The organism is Agrobacterium vitis (genome assembly GCF_013426735.1).
In the GTDB taxonomy this organism is placed as follows: domain Bacteria; phylum Pseudomonadota; class Alphaproteobacteria; order Rhizobiales; family Rhizobiaceae; genus Allorhizobium; species Allorhizobium vitis_D.
In genome coordinates this window covers 2,281,434-2,301,263 of sequence record NZ_AP023272.1, presented here as the reverse complement: position 1 = coordinate 2,301,263, position 19,830 = coordinate 2,281,434, and the positions used below count along the sequence as shown (strand labels likewise).

General features: G+C 57.2%; 14 protein-coding genes. 11 read left to right on the top strand and 3 right to left on the bottom strand.

What is annotated here, in order from left to right:
- The first annotated feature begins 250 nt into the window (after positions 1-250).
- Both gndA and H1Y61_RS10580 read left to right on the top strand, forming a co-directional pair.
- Positions 251-1,681: an NADP-dependent phosphogluconate dehydrogenase gene (gene gndA / locus H1Y61_RS10585; RefSeq protein WP_180574479.1), complete on the top strand. Its 1,431-nt coding sequence runs from the start codon at positions 251-253 to the stop codon at positions 1,679-1,681.
- A gap of 74 nt (positions 1,682-1,755) precedes the next feature.
- Positions 1,756-2,607, top strand: a complete 852-nt coding sequence (locus H1Y61_RS10580) for an MBL fold metallo-hydrolase (protein ID WP_180572581.1) — start codon at positions 1,756-1,758, stop codon at positions 2,605-2,607.
- Positions 2,608-2,641: 34 nt separating this feature from the next.
- Here the strand turns inward: H1Y61_RS10580 and H1Y61_RS10575 are convergent, their stop codons facing one another.
- Entirely contained in the window at positions 2,642-3,691 is a 1,050-nt protein-coding gene (locus H1Y61_RS10575; protein WP_235680686.1) for a LacI family transcriptional regulator, read from the bottom strand.
- Between the two features lie 419 nt (positions 3,692-4,110).
- Between H1Y61_RS10575 and H1Y61_RS10570 the strand changes: the two genes are divergently transcribed.
- From H1Y61_RS10570 to H1Y61_RS10530, 9 genes are all read left to right on the top strand, one after another.
- The gene (locus tag H1Y61_RS10570; RefSeq protein WP_180572580.1) at positions 4,111-5,346 is read left to right on the top strand and encodes an ABC transporter substrate-binding protein; all 1,236 of its coding nucleotides are present in this window, start codon (positions 4,111-4,113) and stop codon (positions 5,344-5,346) included.
- Between the two features lie 149 nt (positions 5,347-5,495).
- Positions 5,496-6,398: a carbohydrate ABC transporter permease gene (locus tag H1Y61_RS10565; protein WP_156536371.1), complete on the top strand. Its 903-nt coding sequence runs from the start codon at positions 5,496-5,498 to the stop codon at positions 6,396-6,398.
- A complete protein-coding gene (locus H1Y61_RS10560; protein WP_180572579.1) occupies positions 6,391-7,335 on the top strand; it encodes a carbohydrate ABC transporter permease in 945 nt (314 codons plus the stop codon). Before H1Y61_RS10565 ends, H1Y61_RS10560 begins: the two co-directional genes overlap by 8 nt.
- Positions 7,335-8,432 (top strand): ABC transporter ATP-binding protein, encoded by a 1,098-nt coding sequence (locus H1Y61_RS10555; RefSeq protein WP_322790767.1) that lies wholly within the window; start codon positions 7,335-7,337, stop codon positions 8,430-8,432. The genes H1Y61_RS10560 and H1Y61_RS10555 overlap by 1 nt, the downstream gene beginning before the upstream one ends.
- Positions 8,433-8,610: 178 nt before the next feature.
- Positions 8,611-11,058: a beta-mannosidase gene (locus H1Y61_RS10550; protein ID WP_180572577.1), complete on the top strand. Its 2,448-nt coding sequence runs from the start codon at positions 8,611-8,613 to the stop codon at positions 11,056-11,058.
- A gap of 64 nt (positions 11,059-11,122) precedes the next feature.
- The gene (locus H1Y61_RS10545) at positions 11,123-11,884 is read left to right on the top strand and encodes a sugar phosphate isomerase/epimerase family protein (protein WP_180572576.1); all 762 of its coding nucleotides are present in this window, start codon (positions 11,123-11,125) and stop codon (positions 11,882-11,884) included.
- Positions 11,885-11,911: 27 nt separating this feature from the next.
- Positions 11,912-13,045 carry a Gfo/Idh/MocA family protein gene (locus H1Y61_RS10540; RefSeq protein WP_180572575.1) on the top strand — a complete coding sequence of 378 codons (1,134 nt, stop codon included), beginning with the start codon at positions 11,912-11,914 and terminating at the stop codon, positions 13,043-13,045.
- 56 nt (positions 13,046-13,101) lie between these two features.
- A complete protein-coding gene (mgrA, locus tag H1Y61_RS10535; protein ID WP_180572574.1) occupies positions 13,102-14,133 on the top strand; it encodes an L-glyceraldehyde 3-phosphate reductase in 1,032 nt (343 codons plus the stop codon).
- A 259-nt stretch (positions 14,134-14,392) separates the two neighbouring features.
- The gene (locus H1Y61_RS10530; protein ID WP_180572573.1) at positions 14,393-16,018 is read left to right on the top strand and encodes a glycoside hydrolase family 43 protein; all 1,626 of its coding nucleotides are present in this window, start codon (positions 14,393-14,395) and stop codon (positions 16,016-16,018) included.
- Here the strand turns inward: H1Y61_RS10530 and H1Y61_RS10525 are convergent.
- Positions 16,003-17,877, bottom strand: coding sequence for an O-linked N-acetylglucosamine transferase, SPINDLY family protein (locus tag H1Y61_RS10525; RefSeq protein ID WP_180572572.1), 1,875 nt, complete (start codon positions 17,875-17,877; stop codon positions 16,003-16,005). The genes H1Y61_RS10530 and H1Y61_RS10525 overlap by 16 nt on opposite strands.
- The gene (locus tag H1Y61_RS10520) at positions 17,874-19,697 is read right to left on the bottom strand and encodes an O-linked N-acetylglucosamine transferase, SPINDLY family protein (RefSeq protein WP_235680685.1); all 1,824 of its coding nucleotides are present in this window, start codon (positions 19,695-19,697) and stop codon (positions 17,874-17,876) included. The genes H1Y61_RS10525 and H1Y61_RS10520 overlap by 4 nt, the downstream gene beginning before the upstream one ends.
- Between the last annotated feature and the right edge of the window lie 133 nt (positions 19,698-19,830).

Here is a 19,830-nt window from a genome sequence, read left to right as displayed (position 1 = left end):
CAAACATTTCTACGACGGCATCGAAGATGCTGACGCATCCTCGCCTTCAAAAAATTCGAATATCTCAAATGCATCCAAGGCTTGAGATATTCGAAAATGGAATACGATCGCCATTTTCAATGGCTCTTCGTATTATGCATCTGCCGTGACACATCCTTGTCTGTGCCATTTCATGTTGCATCTTGCTCCCCTGCCAAAGGAGTGCCAAAACAGCGCTGTCGTTTTTGGTTGAATGAAATGGAGCATGGTTATGCAGCAGGCGGAAATCGGACTGATCGGCCTTGGCGTTATGGGATCGAACCTGGCGCTCAATATTGCCGAGAAAGGCAACCGCATCGCGGTCTTCAACCGGACACCGGCGCGCACGCATGAATTCATCGGTGAGGCAGGCGACCTAGCCGGCAATATCATCGGCTGCGACACAATCGAGGAGTTTGTGGCCGCCATTCGCCCACCGCGCCCGATCATCATCATGATCAAGGCTGGCGACGCCGTCGATCAGCAGATGGAATTGCTCAAGCCGCATCTTTCGGCCAATGACATCATGATCGATGCGGGCAATGCCAATTTCCGCGACACGATCCGCCGTTTCGACAATCTGAAGGATAGCGGCCTGACCTTTATCGGCATGGGCGTTTCCGGTGGTGAGGAAGGCGCGCGTCACGGCCCTTCGATCATGGTTGGCGGACTGGAGGAAAGCTGGAAGCGGGTCGAGAAGGTTCTCACCTCGATTTCCGCCAAGTTCAATGGTGACCCCTGTGTGGCCTGGCTCGGCAATGATGGGGCCGGTCATTTTGTCAAGACCATCCATAATGGTATCGAATATGCCGACATGCAGATGATTGCCGAAATCTACGGCATCCTGCGCGACGGGCTTGGGATGTCGGCCAGCGAAATCGGCGATGTATTCGGCCAGTGGAACAAGGGCCGCCTGAATTCCTACCTGATCGAAATCTCCGAAAAGGTGCTGAAGGCCAAGGACCCGATTACAGGCAATCCGATGGTGGACGTCATCGTCGATGCCGCGGGCCAAAAAGGCACCGGCAAATGGTCGGTGATCGAAGCGCAGAATCTCGGCATTGCCGCGACCGGCATCGAGGCTGCTGTGGCGGGACGTGTCCTGTCGTCGCAAAAGCAGGAGCGCGTTGCAGCCGAAGCCATTTTCGGCCTGCCGAAACCCATCGAAAAGCCCCATGACGGCATGGCTTTCCTGGCCGATCTCGAAAGCGCATTGCTGGCGGCAAAAATCGCTGCCTATGCCCAGGGTTTTGCGGTGATGGCTGCGGCCTCCAAGGAATTCGGCTGGTCGCTGCCGATGCCGACGATTGCGAAAATCTGGCGGGAAGGCTGCATCATCCGCTCGCAATTCCTCGACGAAATCACCTCGGCCTTTAACAAGGACCCTGACGTGGCAAACCTGATCGTCACACCTGCCTTCTCGAAAATGGTCAAGGATAGCGATGCAGCCCTTCGCCGCGTCGTTTCCTACGCAGCCCTTTCCGGCCTGCCGGTTCCGGCCCTTTCCTCGGCACTGTCCTACTTTGACAGCTACCGTCGCGGTCGCGGCACCGCCAACCTCATCCAGGCGCAGCGCGACTTCTTTGGCGCCCACGGTTTTGCGCGGGTGGACGGCAAGGATTATCCGCACGGCCCCTGGGGCAGCGGTGCAGCGATCTACTGATCCCAACGGTTTTGCAATAAAAGCAATGCCTCGCTGCTTCACCGCAGCGGGGCTTTTTTGAGGGCGTTGTTTCGATGAACGATCATCTTGTCATTCTGGGCAGCAAGGGCGGCCCGGCGATCCGCCCCGGCGGCCCCAATCCCACATCGATGCTGCTCACACTCGGCGGACGCCGCATTGTTGTCGATTGCGGCCTTGGCGTAACACGCGGGGTGGTGGAGACGGGCATGTCGTTGAAAGAACTGGATCTTATATTCATTACCCACCTCCATTCTGATCATGTATTGGAGCTTGGTGGGCTTCTCCATACGGCCTGGACGACTGGGCTTGCAACACCGGTACTCGTCTATGGGCCTTTGGGCACGCAGCAGCTATGGCAGGGGTTCCTCGCCGCGCTTGACTATGACATCCGCACGCGAATCGAAGATGAGGGCAGGCCGGATCCGGCGAAGTTGATTACCATCATCGAATATGGCGAAGGGCCGATTTTTGTCGAAAACGGCTTGACGGTGTCGGCACTGCGCGTTGACCATCCACCGGTGACGGAATGCTTTGCCCTGCGGTTTTCCTACGGCGAAAAGACGGTCGTGCTGTCGTCCGATACTGCCTATTTTCCGCCGCTGGCACAGTTTGCAGCCCTCGCCGACATTCTCGTTCATGAGGCTATGTTGCCGGACGGCGTGGAGAACATCGTTGCCCGAACCGGCAATGGTGCTCGCCTGCGGGAGCATCTCTACGCGTCGCACACGCTTGCCGAAGATGCCGGACGGCTGGCGAGTGCCGCGGGGGTGAAAAAGCTCGTGCTCAATCATCTCATTCCTGCCGATGATACGGCGTTTGGCGAGGCGGATTGGCGCCGTGCACTTTCTACCATCTGGCATGGACCATTGGTCATCGCCCGGGACGGGGTTTGTATCCCGTTCTGATCAACGGCCAAGGCTCCCTTTGACGGGTGAATGATCAGGACCACACAGGCTGGCTGATGCTTTGCAGCAGATGCGGCTCCACGCCATCGATGCTGGCAATCACCGCCTTGGCGAGTTCGCGTCCGGCCATCAACGCATCCTCATTGGCGGTGATGATTTCAGGACGTATCCATTTGAGGATAGGCACCGATTGCTTGGAAACGAGATCAACATCCAGGCCCAGCCTCTTGTTAGCGGCATCAATCCCGGCATTGACGGCGATCGCGGCGCTGCTGGAAGAGCAGATGATTCCGTCTGGGGCCTCTGGTGAGCGCATCAGTGCTTCTATCGCGTTGCGGATCTCCTCGAGCGATCCATCGATATTGACGGACACCGGCACTTCTTCGGCACCGGCCTCATGGATGCCGGCCACAAAGCCATCACGGGTATGGCGGTAGTAGGTCAGCTTGTCGGTCGGCGGCAACAAGGCGATCCTGCGCCGATGACGCTCGGCGAGGCGCTTTACCGCCTGGCCGGCGAAGGCCTCATTGTCGAAATCGTGAAACGGATGGATGAGGCCTGATGCCGTGCGGCCATGGGCGGCAAACGGCATGCCGCGCTCTGTCAGCAGCTTGATACGGGCATCGTCGGGTTCTGTGCGTGAAATGATCACCCCATCCGCCGAACCGGTATCGAGAATATAGCGCACCGGCTGCATCGGGTCCTTGCTATGGGAATGCGGGGTGACGACGATATGGTAAGGTGTGCCTGACAAGACTTCGGAAATGCCAAAAACCATCTGGCTGCTGAAGCCCATGATTTCTTCATCGATGCTGAGGACCAGGGCGATGACATTGGTCTTGCCGGTGCGAAGGCGCACCCCCGCACGGTTGGGCTGATAGCCCAATTGCCGCGCCACCATGCGCACCCGCTCCTTGGTATCGGCACCGATATCCGGCGCATCCTTCAACGCGCGCGATACCGTGGTAATGCCGAGCCCGGTCAGGAAGGCAATGGTCTTGAGGGTAGGGCGTTCGCCCTTCCCTTCATGTACGGCCCCTGCATGTAAGGCCGTTTTCAGACCTGGTCTTCGCTCATCATTCATGAAATGTCCGCCAGTAAAGTCTATTCCTACACTCCAATACTCAGTTTCGGCAAGGAGGCCTGTGACGGGAACCGTCACCGGACGAAAGGTCGATGCATTCTAAATTCTGAAACGATACAGTAAAAATGTCGAGCGTTAATTCGGGATATTTTTTTAGATGAATTACAATCATTGCAGGTGTTGAGTCAGATCAACTCATTTCGCATTTGCGAAGGAAAATCTATTTATTGTGGAAAAACAGTCTAAAATAGCAGACTGCGCTGCGATAAATACTGATTTTCAGGATGTTTTTCCGATTTATGGGTGGCGCAATTTCAGGTGCAAAAAAGTTTGAATAAAAAATTTCTAATTCTCGGTTGCGTCCTCAAGAAGATTGACTTAGGTTTTTCCGGCAACGTTTCAGTGAGGGAGGAGACTCAATGATAATTCGGTGCATTGCGGCTGCATTGGCAGCCACTGTGGCCTTGCCGCTTGGCATGGCCAGCGCGACCGATCTGGAAGTGACCCATTGGTGGACTTCGGGGGGAGAGGCGGCTGCGGTCAAGGAGCTGGCAAAGGCTTTTGACGCGACCGGCAACAAATGGATCGACGGCGCTATCGCCGGATCGGGCGGCACCGCCCGGCCGATCATGATCAGCCGCATCACCGGTGGCGACCCAATGGGGGCGACCCAGTTCAACCATGGCCGTCAGGCGCAGGAGCTGGTGGAGGCCGGTTTGATGCGCGATTTGACGGATGTGGCCACCAAGGAAAAGTGGAAAGAGGTCATCAAGCCCGCAAGCCTGCTGGATAGCTGCACCATTGACGGCAAGATCTATTGCGCGCCGGTCAATATTCATTCCTGGCAATGGCTCTGGCTATCCAATGCCGCCTTCAAGAAGGCCGGTGTCGAGACCCCGAAAAACTGGAATGAGTTTGTTGCCGCAGCACCTGCCTTGCAGAAGGCCGGCATTCAGCCATTGGCACTCGGTGGGCAGCCATGGCAGACCAGCGGGTTGTTCGATACGCTGCTGATTTCGCTTGGTGGTAAGGATCTTTATCTCAAGGTCTACCAGGACAAGGACGAGGCGACGATCAGCGGTCCTGAGTTCGCGGCTATTTTCAAGGCGGCGGATGATGCCCGTAAAATGTCCAAGGGTACCAATGTCCAGGATTGGAACCAGGCCACGAATATGGTGATTACCGGCAAAGCTGGCGGCCAGATCATGGGCGACTGGGCACAAGGCGAATTCCAGCTGGCCGGACAGGTGGCGGGCAAGGATTATAGCTGCCTGCCGGGTCTTGGCCTTAACGGCTATCTGACAGCGGGCGGCGACGCTTTCTATTTCCCGCTGCTGAAGGACAAGGATAAGTCCAAGGCGCAGGAAGTCCTGGCCTCGACCATTGTCAATCCGAAAACCCAAGTGGCCTTCAACCTGAAGAAAGGCTCGCTGCCGATCCGCGGCGATGTCGATCTGGGAACAGCCAATGACTGCATGAAGAAGGGGCTGGAAATTCTTGCCAAGGGCAATGTCCTGGCCAGCACCGACCAACTGATGTCCGCCGATACGCAAAAGCAGAAGGAGGACCTGTTCTCCGAATTCTTTGCCAATCCATCGATGACACCTGAGGCCGCACAGAAGCGCTTCGCCGATATCATCAGCGACGCGGACTAAGCCTTTCGCTCCATCACTCTGTTTTTATGGATTTTCTGGCTCAAAGCCATGGCGGGTCACCCTTCGCCATGGCTTCCGGTTCCAAGGCCCCGCCAACTCGCGTTTTCCAGCTGTCGAGAGGACGGGCGTGACCAGAGGAGGGTATTTCGATGATGGCCACGGGCCAAACTAAAAGACCGGTTCGATTGTTTCGCAATCTGAACGCCAAGATTGCCTCTATTCCCATGATTCTGGTTGCTGTCGTTATTTTTCTCGGCGGCAGCATCTGGACGGTGGTCTATTCCTTTACCAATTCCAAGCTTCTGCCCCGGCTGAATTTCGTGGGCCTCGATCAGTATGACCGGCTGTGGTCTTCGGCGCGCTGGCTGATTTCGATCCAGAATCTGGCCGTCTACGGATTTTTCTCACTGATCTTCAGCCTGGTGATCGGCTTTCTGCTGGCGGCACTGATGGATCAGAAGATCCGCTTCGAAAACCTGTTTCGCACAATTTTTCTCTATCCCTTTGCGCTGTCCTTCATTGTCACCGGACTTGTCTGGCAATGGGTGTTGAACCCGGAATTCGGCGTGCAATCGGTGGTGCGCAGCATGGGCTTTACCAGCTTCACCTTCGATCCGCTCTATAATCCGCAACTGGTGATCTATGGCATTCTGATCGCGGGTCTGTGGCAAGGCACTGGTCTGGTGATGTGTCTGATGCTGGCTGGCTTACGCGGTATAGATGAAGACATCTGGAAGGCCTCGCGGGTCGATGGCATCCCGACCTGGAAAACCTATCTGCTAATTATCATTCCGATGATGCGACCGGTGTTCATCACCACACTGGTGATTATCACCAGCGGTATCGTCAAAGTCTATGACCTCGTGGTGGCGCAAACCAGCGGCGGCCCTGGCATCGCGTCCGAAGTTCCCGCCAAATATGTTTATGACTATATGTTCCAGGCGCAGAATCTGGGGCAGGGCTTTGCCGCTTCAACGATGATGCTGGTCACCGTCGCTATCATCATTATTCCCTGGGCCTATCTGGAATTTGGAGGGCGCAAACGTGGCTGACCATTCCGCTCTCAATACCTCGGCTTCAGCCGTGCGTCCTGTATCGTCGCGGCTCGGCGAAGGGCCGATGGGTGCCAAGCCGAAGCCCATGCTGTCGCGCCGCAATATCATGCTCTACGGCATCCTGTTCGTGGCCGCCGCTTATTACCTGCTGCCGCTTTACGTGATGGTTGTCACCTCGCTGAAGGGCATGCCGGAAATTCGGATGGGCAATATCTTCTCGCCGCCGATGGAAATTACCCTCGAGCCCTGGGTGAAAGCCTGGAGCCAGGCCTGTACCGGGCTGAATTGCGATGGCCTGTCGCGGGGATTCTGGAACTCCGTGCGCATCATGGTGCCTTCGACCGTGGTGTCGATCGCCATTGCCTCTGTCAGCGGCTATGCGCTGGCCAACTGGCGCTTCAAGGGGGCGGAACTGTTCTTCTCCATTCTGGTGATCGGCGCGTTCATTCCCTACCAAGTGATGATCTATCCTATCGTCATCGTACTTCGGGAAATCGGCATTTATGGCAGCCTGACCGGCCTGATCATCGTCCATACGATTTTCGGCATGCCGATCCTGACGCTGCTGTTTCGCAATTATTTCGCCTCGCTACCGGAGGAATTGTTCAAGGCGGCCCGGATTGATGGGGCAGGGTTCTGGCAGATCTATCTGCGGATCATGCTGCCGATGTCGCTGCCGATCTTCGTCGTGGCGATGATCCTGCAAGTGACCGGTATTTGGAACGACTTCCTGTTCGGCGTCGTCTTCACCCGCCCGGAATATTACCCGATGACGGTGCAGCTCAACAATATCGTCAATTCGGTTCAGGGCGTGAAGGAATACAACGTCAACATGGCCGCAACGATTTTAACCGGCGCTGTGCCGCTGTTTATCTATTTTGTCTCCGGACGCCTGTTCGTGCGCGGTATCGCCGCGGGCGCCGTGAAGGGATAATGCCGATGAATACAAGTGTTTCCATACGTGATCTCTCGCTCAATTTCGGCGCCGTCACGGTGCTGAAGGATCTCAATCTCGATATTGCCGATGGCGAGTTTCTGGTGCTGCTTGGCTCATCCGGCTGTGGCAAATCCACGTTGCTCAACTGCATTGCCGGGCTTCTCGATGTCTCGGAAGGGCAGATCTTCATCAAGGACAAGAACGTTACCTGGGAAGAACCCAAGGATCGCGGCATCGGCATGGTGTTTCAGTCCTATGCGCTGTATCCGCAGATGACCGTGGAGAAAAACCTGTCCTTCGGCTTGCAGGTGGCGAAAATGCCCAAGCCCGAAATCGACAAGCGGGTGGCGCGCGCCGCTGAGATCCTGCAAATCGGTCCACTGTTGAAGCGCAAGCCGGCCGAGCTTTCCGGTGGCCAGCGCCAGCGTGTGGCCATTGGCCGGGCGCTGGTGCGCGATGTCGATGTCTTCCTGTTTGACGAACCGCTGTCCAATCTCGATGCCAAGCTGCGCGCCGAACTGCGCGTCGAGATCAAACGGCTGCATCAATCGCTGAAAAACACGATGATCTACGTCACCCATGACCAGATCGAGGCGCTGACGCTGGCTGACCGGATCGCCATCATGAAAAGCGGTGTCATCCAGCAGCTGGATGATCCGATGACCATCTATAACCGGCCAAAGAACCTGTTCGTGGCTGGCTTTATCGGCTCGCCGTCGATGAATTTCTTCAAGGGCGAATTGCGCGAAAAGAATGGTGCTGTGGTGTTTCATTCCGGCGGCGTCGATTTCGGCCTGACCGGCTATCAGGCCGATGCCACGCTCCTGCCCGGACGCAAGGTCGTGCTCGGTGCTCGTCCCGAACATATCGCCGTGGACGGCGATATCGGTCCGGGCGAGGAGGCGCATCCGGCCCTCGTTGATATTGAGGAGCCAATGGGCGCCGATAACCTCCTCTGGCTGAAGCTGGCGGGACAGGTGCTGTCGGTGCGCATTGCCGGGACGAGGCGCTACCGGCCCGGCAGCGAGGTTAAACTCGCCTTCGACATGTCCGTCGCATCGATTTTCGACGCCGAGACCGAGATGCGTCTTTGATACCAAGCCTCGAAGATGCTCACGCATCCTCGTCTTGAAGGCATTGCAAATATCTCAAATGCCTGAACGGCTTGAGATATTTTCAAACGGAATACCAACCGCCATTTTCAATGACCCTTGGTATGACACCCCTATCCAGAGGAGCGGTATCATCCGCTCCGCAGTTATCGAGGTGACCATGACCGATATCCACGACCTTGCCGGCCACTGGCAGCTTTCCACCGTAAACGGTGAGCACGCCTGCACCATCACCTTGCCCGGCGACGTGCATAGCGCGCTTCATGCGGCAGGCATGATTGCCGATCCTTATTTCGCCAGGAATGAGGAACAGGTGCAATGGGTGGCCGAAAGCGATTGGGTGCTGGTGCGCAGCTTCCATCTCGATGTGGCCGATGCGGACTGGTATCTGGACATCGACAATCTCGATACCGTCGCCATGGTGTTTATCAATGACATCCCGGTACTGTCCGCCGACAATTGCTTCCGCCGCTATCGCCCGGATGTCAGCGCCGCCTTGCAGCCGGGCGAAAATACCATTCGCATCGTCATTCATTCCAGCATCAAGGCAGGGGCCGAGCGGCAGGCGCGCCAGCCCTTCTACGTGCCTTACCATCCCGGCAATTCGCCGATTCCGCACGGTAACATGCTGCGCAAGCCGCAATGCCATTTCGGCTGGGACTGGAATATCGCCATCGCGCCGCTTGGCGTCTATGGCACCATTGCCATCCGCAAACTGGACCCGGCGCGAATCGAGCATGTCGAAACCAGCCAGCTGCACCATGCCGATGGCCGGGTGGAGCTGACGGTCAAGGCAACGATCTTTGCCAAGACCCCATCGGTGGTGCCGGTGCATTTTCAGCTGGAGGACGAGCGGCTGCGGTTGGATTGCGGCGTCAATGCCGGGGAAACGGTCATTACCCATGTGTTCGAGATTGAGCAGCCGCGGCTATGGTGGCCAGCGGGCAGCGGCGAACAGGCGCTTTACACCTTAAGCGTAGACGTGCCGGGAGACACGGTCGAAAAGCTGATCGGCCTGCGGGTCATCGAACTGCTGACCGATGCGGATGAGGCGGGCAGCCGCTTCGCGTTCAAGGTCAATGGTCGGGAGATCTTCTGCCGGGGCGCCAACTGGATTCCCGCCGATGCGCTGTTTTCGCGTTCGTCGCCGGAAAAAACCAAGGGCCTGCTGGACTCGGCGGTCGCGGCCCATATGAACATGATCCGCGTCTGGGGTGGCGGTTTTTACGAGGCCGACTGGTTCTATGATCTCTGCGACCAGCTTGGCCTGCTGGTCTGGCAGGACTTCATGTTTGCCTGCAATCTCTATCCCTGTACCGATGATTTCCTCGATAATGTCGCAGCTGAAGTCGATTATCAGGTCCGCCGCCTGCAATCGCATCCGTCCATTGCGCTCTGGTGCGGCGACAACGAATTGATGGGGGCGCTGACCTGGTTTGACGAAAGCCGTGATAATCGTGACCGCTATCTGGTTGCCTATGACCGGCTGAACCGGGTGATCGAGCAGGGGGTCAAAAAGACCTTTCCGCAAGCCATCTGGTGGCCCTCCAGCCCCGCCTCCGGCTATCTCGACTATGGCGATGCCTGGCATGCCGATGGTTCCGGCGATATGCATTACTGGTCGGTCTGGCACGAGAACAAGAGCTTTGACAATTACCGCAGCGTCAAGCCGCGCTTCTGCTCGGAATTCGGATTCCAGTCCTATACGTCGCTGCCCGTCATCGAAAGCTTTGCCGAGGCAAAGGACATGAATATCGCCTCGCCGGTCATTGAGCTGCACCAGAAGAATGCAGGTGGTAATGAGCGGATTGCAGGGACCATGTTCCGCTATTTCCGCTTCCCGAAGGATTTCGCCAATTTCGTCTATCTGAGCCAGATCCAGCAGGGCTTGGCGATCAAGACCGCAGTGGACTATTGGCGCTCGCTGAAACCGCATTGCATGGGAACGCTCTATTGGCAGCTCAACGATACCTGGCCTGTCGCCTCCTGGGCGAGCCTGGATTATGGCGGGCGGTGGAAGGCCATGCATTATATGGTCAAGCGCTTCTTCCAGCCGGTGGCCATTGCCGCCATCCCGGATGAAACGGGCAAGCGCGTGCAGTTCTCGATGGTCAACGACACGGCTGACAGTGTCGATATCGATCTGTCCGTGTTTGCGCTGTCAGTGTCTGGTGAGCGTCGGACACTGACGACGGCAAAAGAATCATGTTCGCCCGACCGGGCAGAGATTTTGACTTCCATTGAACTATCAGATGTCCCAGGTAATGGACTGATAATATGGGATTTCAAGGCATCCAATGGCATGAAAGGCGAGGGCCATTTTGTGTCAGGCGGCGCTTACAAAAGCCTGGAACTGGAACCATCGGGTCTTGAGCTAAAGGCCATGCCGCAGGCCGATGGTTCTTTCGAATTGACGGTCACGGCCTCCGGTCTTGCGCTGTTCGTGATGATCGAAAGCCGCCTAGACGGGAGCTACAGTGACAACGCCTTCGACCTGACCGCCGGTGAAAGCCGCCGTGTGACCTTCACGCCAGCCACGCCAATGCCGCCGGGCGAAGTGCCCGATTTCACCCTTTACGATCTCTATTCCTGCCAAACCGCCGACTAATCCGACACAAACCGACAATCCGCGTCATGGGAGGCGCGGTGTATTCATTCAGGAGGAAATGACCATGACCGATCTCGGTTTTCAGCTTTACAGCGCCCGCAATTTCCAGCCATTTTCCGCTATCCTTCCGAAGTTGAAGGCAGCAGGCTATACGCATGTCGAAGGCTATGGCGCGATGTATGCCAGCGCCGATGACGCGGTACTGAAAGCGCTGCGCGACGATCTCGACGCCAATGACCTGACCATGCCGACCGGCCATTTCGGCCTGGACCTGTTGGAAAGCGATCCGGCCAAGGCGCTCTCTATTGCCAAGACCTTGGGCGTCAAGGCGGTCTATTGCCCTCATCTCGTTGCGGACCTGCGTCCAACGGATGCAGCGGGCTGGTTTGCTTTTGGTCAAAGGCTGGAAAAGGCAGGCAAGCCTTTCGTTGATGCCGGGTTACTGTTTGGCTGGCACAATCATGATTTCGAATTTGCGGTACTTCCTGACGGTTCAACACCGCAGGAGCAGATTTTTGCCGGTGGTCCAAGCCTGACCTGGGAAGCCGATCTCGCCTGGGTGGTGCGTGGCCATGCCGATCCCGTCGCCTGGATCGAGAGCTATGGCAAGCGGATCACCGCCGTGCATGTCAAGGACATCGCGCCCGCAGGTGAAAACAAGGATGAAGACGGCTGGGCCGATGTTGGCCACGGCACGGTAGACTGGAAGGGTCTGGTGGCCGCTCTGGAGCGCTATAACGTGCAATATTACGTGGTCGAGCATGACAATCCGAACGATATCGACAGATTGATCACTCGATCTATTTCCTCCTTTAATTCATTTTAAATCAGTTACTTGTCAGGATAAGATAAGATGACACGTGAACTTAATGTCGGCATTATCGGATGCGGCAATATTTCCTCGGCCTATTTCACCCTTGCACCGCTGTTCAAAGGCATCACGGTGGTGGCCTGTGCCGATATCAACATGAATGCAGCGGAGCTGCGCGCCGAGGAATTCGGCGTCAAAGCCCAGACGGTGGAAGAGCTGCTGGCCAATTCGGCTGTGGATGTGGTGGTCAACCTCACCATTCCGGCGGTCCATTATGCCGTTTCCAAACAGATCCTCGAAGCAGGCAAGCATGTCTATTCGGAAAAGCCGCTGGTGCTGAGCCTGGAAGAGGGTGAGAGCCTGCGGCGGATCGCAAAAGACAAGGGTCTCTCAGTCGGCTGCGCCCCTGATACCTTCCTGGGTGGTGCGCATCAACTGGCGCGCAAGCATATCGATGAAGGTGGCATTGGCCGCGTCACATCAGGCACCTGCCATGTGATGAGCCCCGGCATGGAAATGTGGCACCCGAACCCGGATTTCTTCTTCCTGCCGGGCGGCGGTCCGATCCTCGATCTCGGGCCTTATTACATTGCCAACCTGATCAACCTGATCGGCCCGGTCAAACGGGTCGGGGCCTTGACCTCGATGGCCAGTGATACCCGCACCATTACCAGTGAACCGCGCAACGGCGAGGTGATCCCGGTCAAGACACCGACCAACATTCACGCCCTGCTGGAATTCGTCAATGGCGCGACCATCACGCTATCGGCCAGTTGGGATGTCTGGTGTCATCGCCATGCCAATATGGAGCTTTATGGTACGGAAGGGTCGTTGTTCGTCCCCGATCCGAATTTCTTCGGTGGCGCGGTGGAAGCCACGGGCCGCAACAAGGAGGTCAAGCCGCTGGAGGAATGGGACCATCCGTTCGGCATCAACAACCAGGAAAGCGCCCAGGGGCCGCGCGCCAATTATCGCACAGCCGGTCTTGCCGACATGGCCCTGGCGATCATTGAGGGACGCGATGCGCGTTGCTCGCTGGACCGGGTTTTGCATGGGGTGGATGTGATGACAGCCATTCTGAAATCCGGAGAGACAGGCGAATTTGTCTCGCTCTCCACCACCTGTACCCAACCGGCGGCTCTTGGCGTAGAAGAGGCAAGGGCCTTGCTTCGGTAAGGCTGAATAGACAAAGGCGGCGGCGTAATGCCGTCGCCCATTTCAAGGAGCATATCATGACCTGGCAACCGGCTGAAAACCGCTATGAGCGGATGACCTATAATCGTTGCGGCAAGAGTGGGCTGAAATTGCCAGCGATCTCGCTTGGTCTCTGGCATAATTTTGGCGATGACACGCCGCATCAGTTGAAGCGGGACATGTGCCGCCGCGCCTTTGATCTAGGCATTACCCATTTTGACCTTGCCAACAATTACGGTCCTCTGCCGGGTGCTGCCGAACTGGCCTTCGGCGAAATCCTCAAGACGGATTTTCATGGGCTTCGGGACGAGCTGATCGTCTCGTCAAAGGCCGGATACACTATGTGGCCCGGACCTTACGGCGAATGGGGCAGCCGCAAATATCTGATCTCATCCTGCGACCAGAGCCTGAAGCGCATGGGGCTGGACTATGTGGATATTTTCTATTCGCACCGTTTCGATCCCGATACGCCACTGGAGGAAACCTGTGGCGCGCTTGATCATATCGTCCGTTCGGGCCGGGCGCTCTATGTCGGGATTTCCTCCTATAATTCGCAGCGAACCCGCGAAGCGGTCGAGATCATGAAGGGCCTTGGCACGCCGCTGCTGATCCATCAGCCGAGCTATTCCATGCTCAATCGCTGGGTGGAAGATGACAAGCTGCTCGATACGCTTGAGGATGTCGGCATGGGCTCCATCGTGTTTTCGCCATTGGCGCAGGGCATGCTGACCACCAAATATCTTCAGGGCATTCCCGAGGACAGCCGCGCAGCCCAGAACCACTTCCTGAAGCGCGAGTTCATCCGTCCTGAGATCATCGATAACATCCGCAAGCTGAACGCGATTGCCGAAAAGCGCGGCCAAACGCTGGCGCGGATGGCGATTTCCTGGGTGCTGCGCGGTGGTCGCGTCACGTCTGCCCTGATCGGCGCCAGCCGCGTGTCGCAGATCGAGGATTGCGTCAAGGCGCTGGACGCGCCTGATTTTACCGAGGCGGAACTGGCCGAGATCAACGTCTATGCCAAGGAAGCCGATATCAATCTCTGGGCGAAATCCGCCGAGCGCGATTAGGTAAGGCATTTCAATCAGTTTCCTCGCCTTTTAAGGCGAAGATACGGTTTATAAGCAAGCGTCGATCTCGGCATTTCGTCATCTTCGGGCTTGTCCCGAGGATCTACCACCGGCTCCATGTCATTGAAGTGGATTGATACATTCAACGGTGGCAGATGCTCGGCACAAGGCCGAGCATGACGTCGAGATTGGAGCGCTTTGTCAGCAGTCAGTCTCTTCGCCTTTCAGGGCGAGGAGGGTTTCTCGTGGAGGAGGAAGCATGATCATCAACCCAATCCTGCCGGGCTTCAACCCGGACCCGTCCATCTGCCGGGTGGGGGAAGATTATTATATCGCCACCTCAACCTTCGAATGGTATCCGGGCGTGCAGATCCATCATTCGCGCGATCTGGTCAACTGGACACTGATCCGCCGCCCGCTGGAGCGCCAAAGCCAGCTGGACATGCGCGGCAATCCCGATAGCTGCGGCATCTGGGCGCCGTGTCTGTCCTATGCCGATGGGCTGTTCTGGCTGGTCTATACCGACGTGAAACGCCTCGACGGCAGCTTCAAGGATGCACCCAATTACATTGTGACCTCGCCAAGCATTGAGGGCGAATGGTCCGATCCTGTTTATGTCAATTCTTCAGGCTTTGACCCCTCGCTGTTTCACGATGACGATGGCCGTAAATGGTTCGTCAACATGCAATGGAACCATCGGCTGGAAGCCTTCAATACCATTGGCCCGCATTCGGCCTTCGACGGAATCCTGTTGCAGGAATGGGACCCGGTGACGAAAATGCTGACAGGTCCGGTGCGCAATATCTATCCCGGAACAGAACTTGGACTGGTCGAGGGGCCGCATCTGTTTAAGCGCAATGGCTGGTACTACCTGACGGTTGCCGAAGGTGGTACAGGCTATGACCATGCGGTCACCATGGCACGGTCGCGCACTATTGAAGGCCCTTATGAGACACACCCTGACCGGCATCTGATCACCTCCAAAGACGATTCCAAGGCAGAGTTGCAAAAGGCCGGTCACGGACAATATGTGGAAACGCCCGACGGGCAGGCCTATCACACCCATTTGTGCGGCCGCCCTCTGGCGCCCTATCGCCGTTGCACGCTGGGGCGTGAGACATCCTTGCAAAAATGCGTATGGAAGGACGATTGGCTCTATCTGGAGCAGGGCGATCAGGTGCCTGCGGTCTACGTGAAGCCGCCTTTACCGGCAGAGCGTTTGGAAAAGCCCGCGATTACCGAGTACCGTTTCGATCCATCCGGCCTGCCGATGGATTTTCAATGGTTGCGGACGCCAGAGCCGGAGCGGATTTTCAGCCTCTCGGCAAGACCCGGATTTCTGCGACTCTCTGGACGGCAAAGCATTGGCAGTTGGTTCGAGCAAGCGCTTGTCGCCCGTCGTCAGCAGCACCATCGCTTTTGGGCGCAGACCCGGATCAGTTTTGCGCCGCAGACCTATCAGCAAGCGGCGGGCCTGACCCACTACTATAACCGCTACAAGTTTTACGCCCTGACTGTGACTTGGCACGAGACTTTGGGCCGGGCGCTGACGATCCTATCCTGCCCAGGTGACTATCCGGGCGGCAAGCTGGTCTTTCCCATCGACGCCGGATTGTCTTTGCCGGATGGCGACATTGATCTGGCGATGGAGGTCACGGATAACGATCTGCAATTCCTCTGGCGTCCATGGGTCGCAAGCGTGGATGGCTCCGGCGAGGCATGGCAATCGGTTGGCCCGATCCTCGATGCGGGCGTCATTTCCGATGAGGGCGGGCGCGGCTTTGACGCCTCCTTCACCGGCGCCTTTACCGGCCTGTTCGCCTTTGACCTGACGGGGCAGGCGAGACCTGCCGATTTCTCCGGTTTCCTCTACGAGGCGCGCTGAAAACTGGCACCATCACGGGGCAGGGCTACGACATCGAAATGATCCGGTGCAAGGCCTGCCTTGGCGCAGTCTGCCATGGTGTCATAAGCCGCCTCCAGATGGTGGCAAAACCGCGTCGCATCGAACAAGGGCGCTATGAACCGTTGTTCGGCGATATGCGCCTTCAAGCGGGCAATCCTGGCGGGATCATTGATCAATGCCGTGGCAAGCTCGACGAAATCGTCTTCGTCTCGCGCCACCAGCTCATCGAGACCGATGGCTTTCAACAGGCTTTCCGAGACGCGAGACGCGAAATTCGTACCCCGCTTCGTTATAACAGGCAGGCCCGCCCACAGCATATCCGAGGTGGTCGTGTGGCCGTTATATGGAAAACTATCGATAGAAAAATCGGCAGCCTGGGCGCGGGCGATATGGTTTTCATACAGCATTTTCGGGGCAAACAGCAGTTGCGACTGCTTGACACCAAGCGATTTGAAGAAGGCTGCGGTGGATTGGCGCGCGCTATGGCCATCGATCATCATCCAGAGCAGAGCCTTTGGATTGGCCTTGAGAATACGCGCCCAAAGCCGCAAGGTTTCCGGCGTGTTTTTCGACTGGCTGTTGAAAGCGCCGATCACCACCCTGCCCGCTGGCAGGCCAAGCGCCATGCGGGACGAGGCGGACGGCAAGGGCCGGTGAACCGGATCGTTCGGCTGATAGCTCTCCGGCAGTCGGCAGAATTTCTCATGATAATGGGGCTTGGCACTATCAGGTAGCACGACATGGTCGCCAATGACGTAATCGCAATCGACATCGCAGCAACTGCCGGGAAAGCCCAGCCAGGCGACATGAACCGGTGCAAGAGGCCGGTTCATCAGCCCGGAGCGGCTATCGCGCGTATGACCTTTCAGATCGACCATGATGTCGATCTTCATCGCCCGGATCGTCGCTTCAGCCTCATCGTCGGTCTGGTCGGCAATCGAGGTGATCGCACCCCATTGCTGACGGCTGCCCGTGTCGATATCGACCAGGTTACGAGGCGTATGGCAAAACAGAAAAATCTCGAAACGGCTGGTGTCATGGCTGGTCAATACGCTGCGCAACAAACGCATTGTGGCGTGATTGTCCCAGAAATCGCCGGAAAGATAGCCAATTCTCAGCTTTTCACCCCAGACATGCGGCAGACTGCGCCGTGTTGTCTGTGAGGCCGCCGTCATCGCCTGCGTCATCGTATAGTAACGGGCAAATCTGTTCAGGCGTTCATCGGCAAGCCACATCAGATTGGCATGGGGCGATTCCATGGCGAGAAAATCCACCTTGCCAGCCGCGATATCCCGGTGAAGCAGTGCCTCCTCGACTGTCAGGATGTCGTAATTGCATTGCATCCGGGCAATCTGCACCAGCGCCATGCGCACTTTCGGCAGGTCCGGACGCAACTGCCGCAGCCTTGTATAAATCGGCAGGCAGAGTGGATGGTGGATGTCATTGCCGATCGACAGGGCGGCAAGCACCAGATCATCGATATCATTGCTTGTCCCCAGCGTGGCGATCAGGGCGTCTTTTGCCGCGCTGGACAGAGGAACAGTTCCAGATTTCAGCACCACATAGGCGGCGTCCACGGTTGCTGGGTCGAGAGCGAGGCTGTGCAAGGCAAGAGCGACAGCCTGCTCCTGTTGCACCGCCGCCAGATAGAGACGCGCCGCATGGCCGAGAAACCCAGCCTGAGTGGAGGGATCAAACGATGCGGCACTCTCTGCGAGATCAACGAAGGCTTGTGCGGCATCAATTATGTTGCCTGCCGATTCCAGAGTTTTGGCCGCACGAATCCTCAGGTCGAGATCCGAGGCTTGCGAACCCATCTCATCCACCAGAACCTTCATGGCATGTGGCTTTCTTTTGTCTGGGGAACATCGAAATGGTCCGGCGACAATCCCGCTTTTGCGCGTTCCGCCATCATGTCATACGCCGTCTCCAAATGGCGGCAAAAGCGCGTCGCATCAAACAACGGCGTCTTGAAGCGTTGATCAATCAGATGCTGTTTCAAGGCGCGCATCGCTTGCGGATCATTGATGAGCGCGGTTGCCAGCGCCACGAAATCCTGTTCGTCCTTCGCCACCAGTTGCGGCAGGCCGATGGCGTTTAGCAGGCTTTCCGACACGCGCGACGCAAAATTACGGCCCTGCATGGTCAGCACAGGCAACCCGGCCCAAAGCATATCAGATGTCGTCGTGTGACCATTGCAGGGGAAAGTATCGATAGCGAAATCAGCCGCCTGCGCCCGGGCCAGATGCGCCGCATAGGCCATTTTCGGCGCAAACAACAATTGCGATTGCTTGACGCCCAGCGTCTTGAAATGGGCGGCTGTTGCCTGACGCGCACCATTACCGTCCACCATCAGCCAGAGCAGTGCCTTCGGGTTGGCCTTGAGCACTTCCGCCCAAAGCCGCATGGTGAGCAGGGAGTTCTTGCGCTGGCTGTTGAACGCGCCAATCACCACGCGGTCAGCCGGCAAGCCAAGCGCCATGCGGCTGGCGGCATCGGCCAGCGGACGGTAGATGGGGTCGTTTGGCTGGTAGCATTCCGGCAGGCGGCAGAATTTCTCATGGTAATAAGGCTTTAAACTGTCGGGCAACACGAACCGGTCGCCAATCGCATAATCGCAATCGATCTCGATACAGGTGCCGGGAAAGCCCAGCCATTGGACATGCACCGGCGCCAGCGGCCTGTTCATCAGGGCAGAGCGACTGCCGCGCGTATGGCCCTTTAGATCGACAAGAATATCGATATTATGCGCCCGAATCCTGGCCGCCGCCTGATCATCGCTCATATCGGTGATCGAAACGATCCGGCCCCATTGCTGACGCCCGCCATTGTCATAGGCCAGGAATTGGTCGGGCGTGTAGCAAAACAGCGTGACATCAAAGCGCGAGGCATCATGGGCCGTCAGCACCGAGCGCAGCAGCCGCATAGTGGCGTGATCGTCCCAATAATCGCAGCTCAGATAGCCGATGCGGATCTTTTCGCCCCAGATATGCGGTTGGCTATGCCGCAAAGCCTGCATGGCCGGAGTGACGGGCGGGAAGCCGTTGATCATCGAGGCCAGACGGTTCAGCCGCTCATCATCTTCCCACATCAGGCTGGCATGAGGTGGCTCCTGGGTAAGGCACGCAATTTCGCCGCGTGCCAATTTTTCCCGCAGCAGCGGCTCTTCTTCCACCAAAACCGGATAATAGCATTGCTCCCGCGCCACCCGCAGCAACAGCATCAACACGTTATCGTCGTGCGGTCTCAGGCGACGCAGTTTCTGCAAGACGGTCAGCGTCAGCGGATTGCGGCTGTCTGCCGAAAGGATTTCACCGGCCTTTTGCCAATGTTCGGGCCGCTCGCTGGCGACTAGGGTGGAGAGTAAGTCATTCATGCGCTCAGGCGGGTAGTTCGTCTCTGTATCCAGCGCCAGAAATGCGGCATGGGCGCGCAGCCGAGATGCTTCCGGCTCTGGCATGCGGCTTGCCGCAAATTCAAAGGCTTCGACCGCACCCTCTACAGAACCCAGTTTCAGCAGGATGTCCCCAAGCAGGCCAGGCGCATCCGGGCCGGGATGGCTGGCAACCAGGCCGGAGACCACCTCCAATGCCGCCTGATACTGGCCACTATCATAAAGGCGTTTCGCCTCCTGGAGGGGGTCGGCAACATTCAACACGGTTTCTGGTTTCCCTGCATGGCCGAAAACCGATTCGAGAGTCCGTCAGGTTCAGAGAAAACCCGCCAGACTCCGGACACTCACGTTTCCGTTTGTCTTCTCCGGAAAACTCTAGGAAGTCTGGCTTGCCTGA

Excerpts from the sequence above, each read along its gene's own strand:
- H1Y61_RS10570 (WP_180572580.1), top strand. The coding sequence starts at position 4,111 with ATGATAATTCGGTGCATTGCGGCTGCATTGGCAGCCACTGTGGCCTTG.
- H1Y61_RS10540 (WP_180572575.1), top strand. The coding sequence starts at position 11,912 with ATGACACGTGAACTTAATGTCGGCATTATCGGATGCGGCAATATTTCC.
- H1Y61_RS10565 (WP_156536371.1), top strand. The coding sequence starts at position 5,496 with ATGATGGCCACGGGCCAAACTAAAAGACCGGTTCGATTGTTTCGCAAT.
- mgrA (WP_180572574.1), top strand. The coding sequence starts at position 13,102 with ATGACCTGGCAACCGGCTGAAAACCGCTATGAGCGGATGACCTATAAT.
- H1Y61_RS10575 (WP_235680686.1), bottom strand. The coding sequence starts at position 3,691 with ATGAATGATGAGCGAAGACCAGGTCTGAAAACGGCCTTACATGCAGGG.
- H1Y61_RS10580 (WP_180572581.1), top strand. The coding sequence starts at position 1,756 with ATGAACGATCATCTTGTCATTCTGGGCAGCAAGGGCGGCCCGGCGATC.
- H1Y61_RS10530 (WP_180572573.1), top strand. The coding sequence starts at position 14,393 with ATGATCATCAACCCAATCCTGCCGGGCTTCAACCCGGACCCGTCCATC.
- H1Y61_RS10555 (WP_322790767.1), top strand. The coding sequence starts at position 7,335 with ATGCCGATGAATACAAGTGTTTCCATACGTGATCTCTCGCTCAATTTC.
- H1Y61_RS10545 (WP_180572576.1), top strand. The coding sequence starts at position 11,123 with ATGACCGATCTCGGTTTTCAGCTTTACAGCGCCCGCAATTTCCAGCCA.
- H1Y61_RS10550 (WP_180572577.1), top strand. The coding sequence starts at position 8,611 with ATGACCGATATCCACGACCTTGCCGGCCACTGGCAGCTTTCCACCGTA.
- gndA (WP_180574479.1), top strand. The coding sequence starts at position 251 with ATGCAGCAGGCGGAAATCGGACTGATCGGCCTTGGCGTTATGGGATCG.
- H1Y61_RS10525 (WP_180572572.1), bottom strand. The coding sequence starts at position 17,877 with ATGAAGGTTCTGGTGGATGAGATGGGTTCGCAAGCCTCGGATCTCGAC.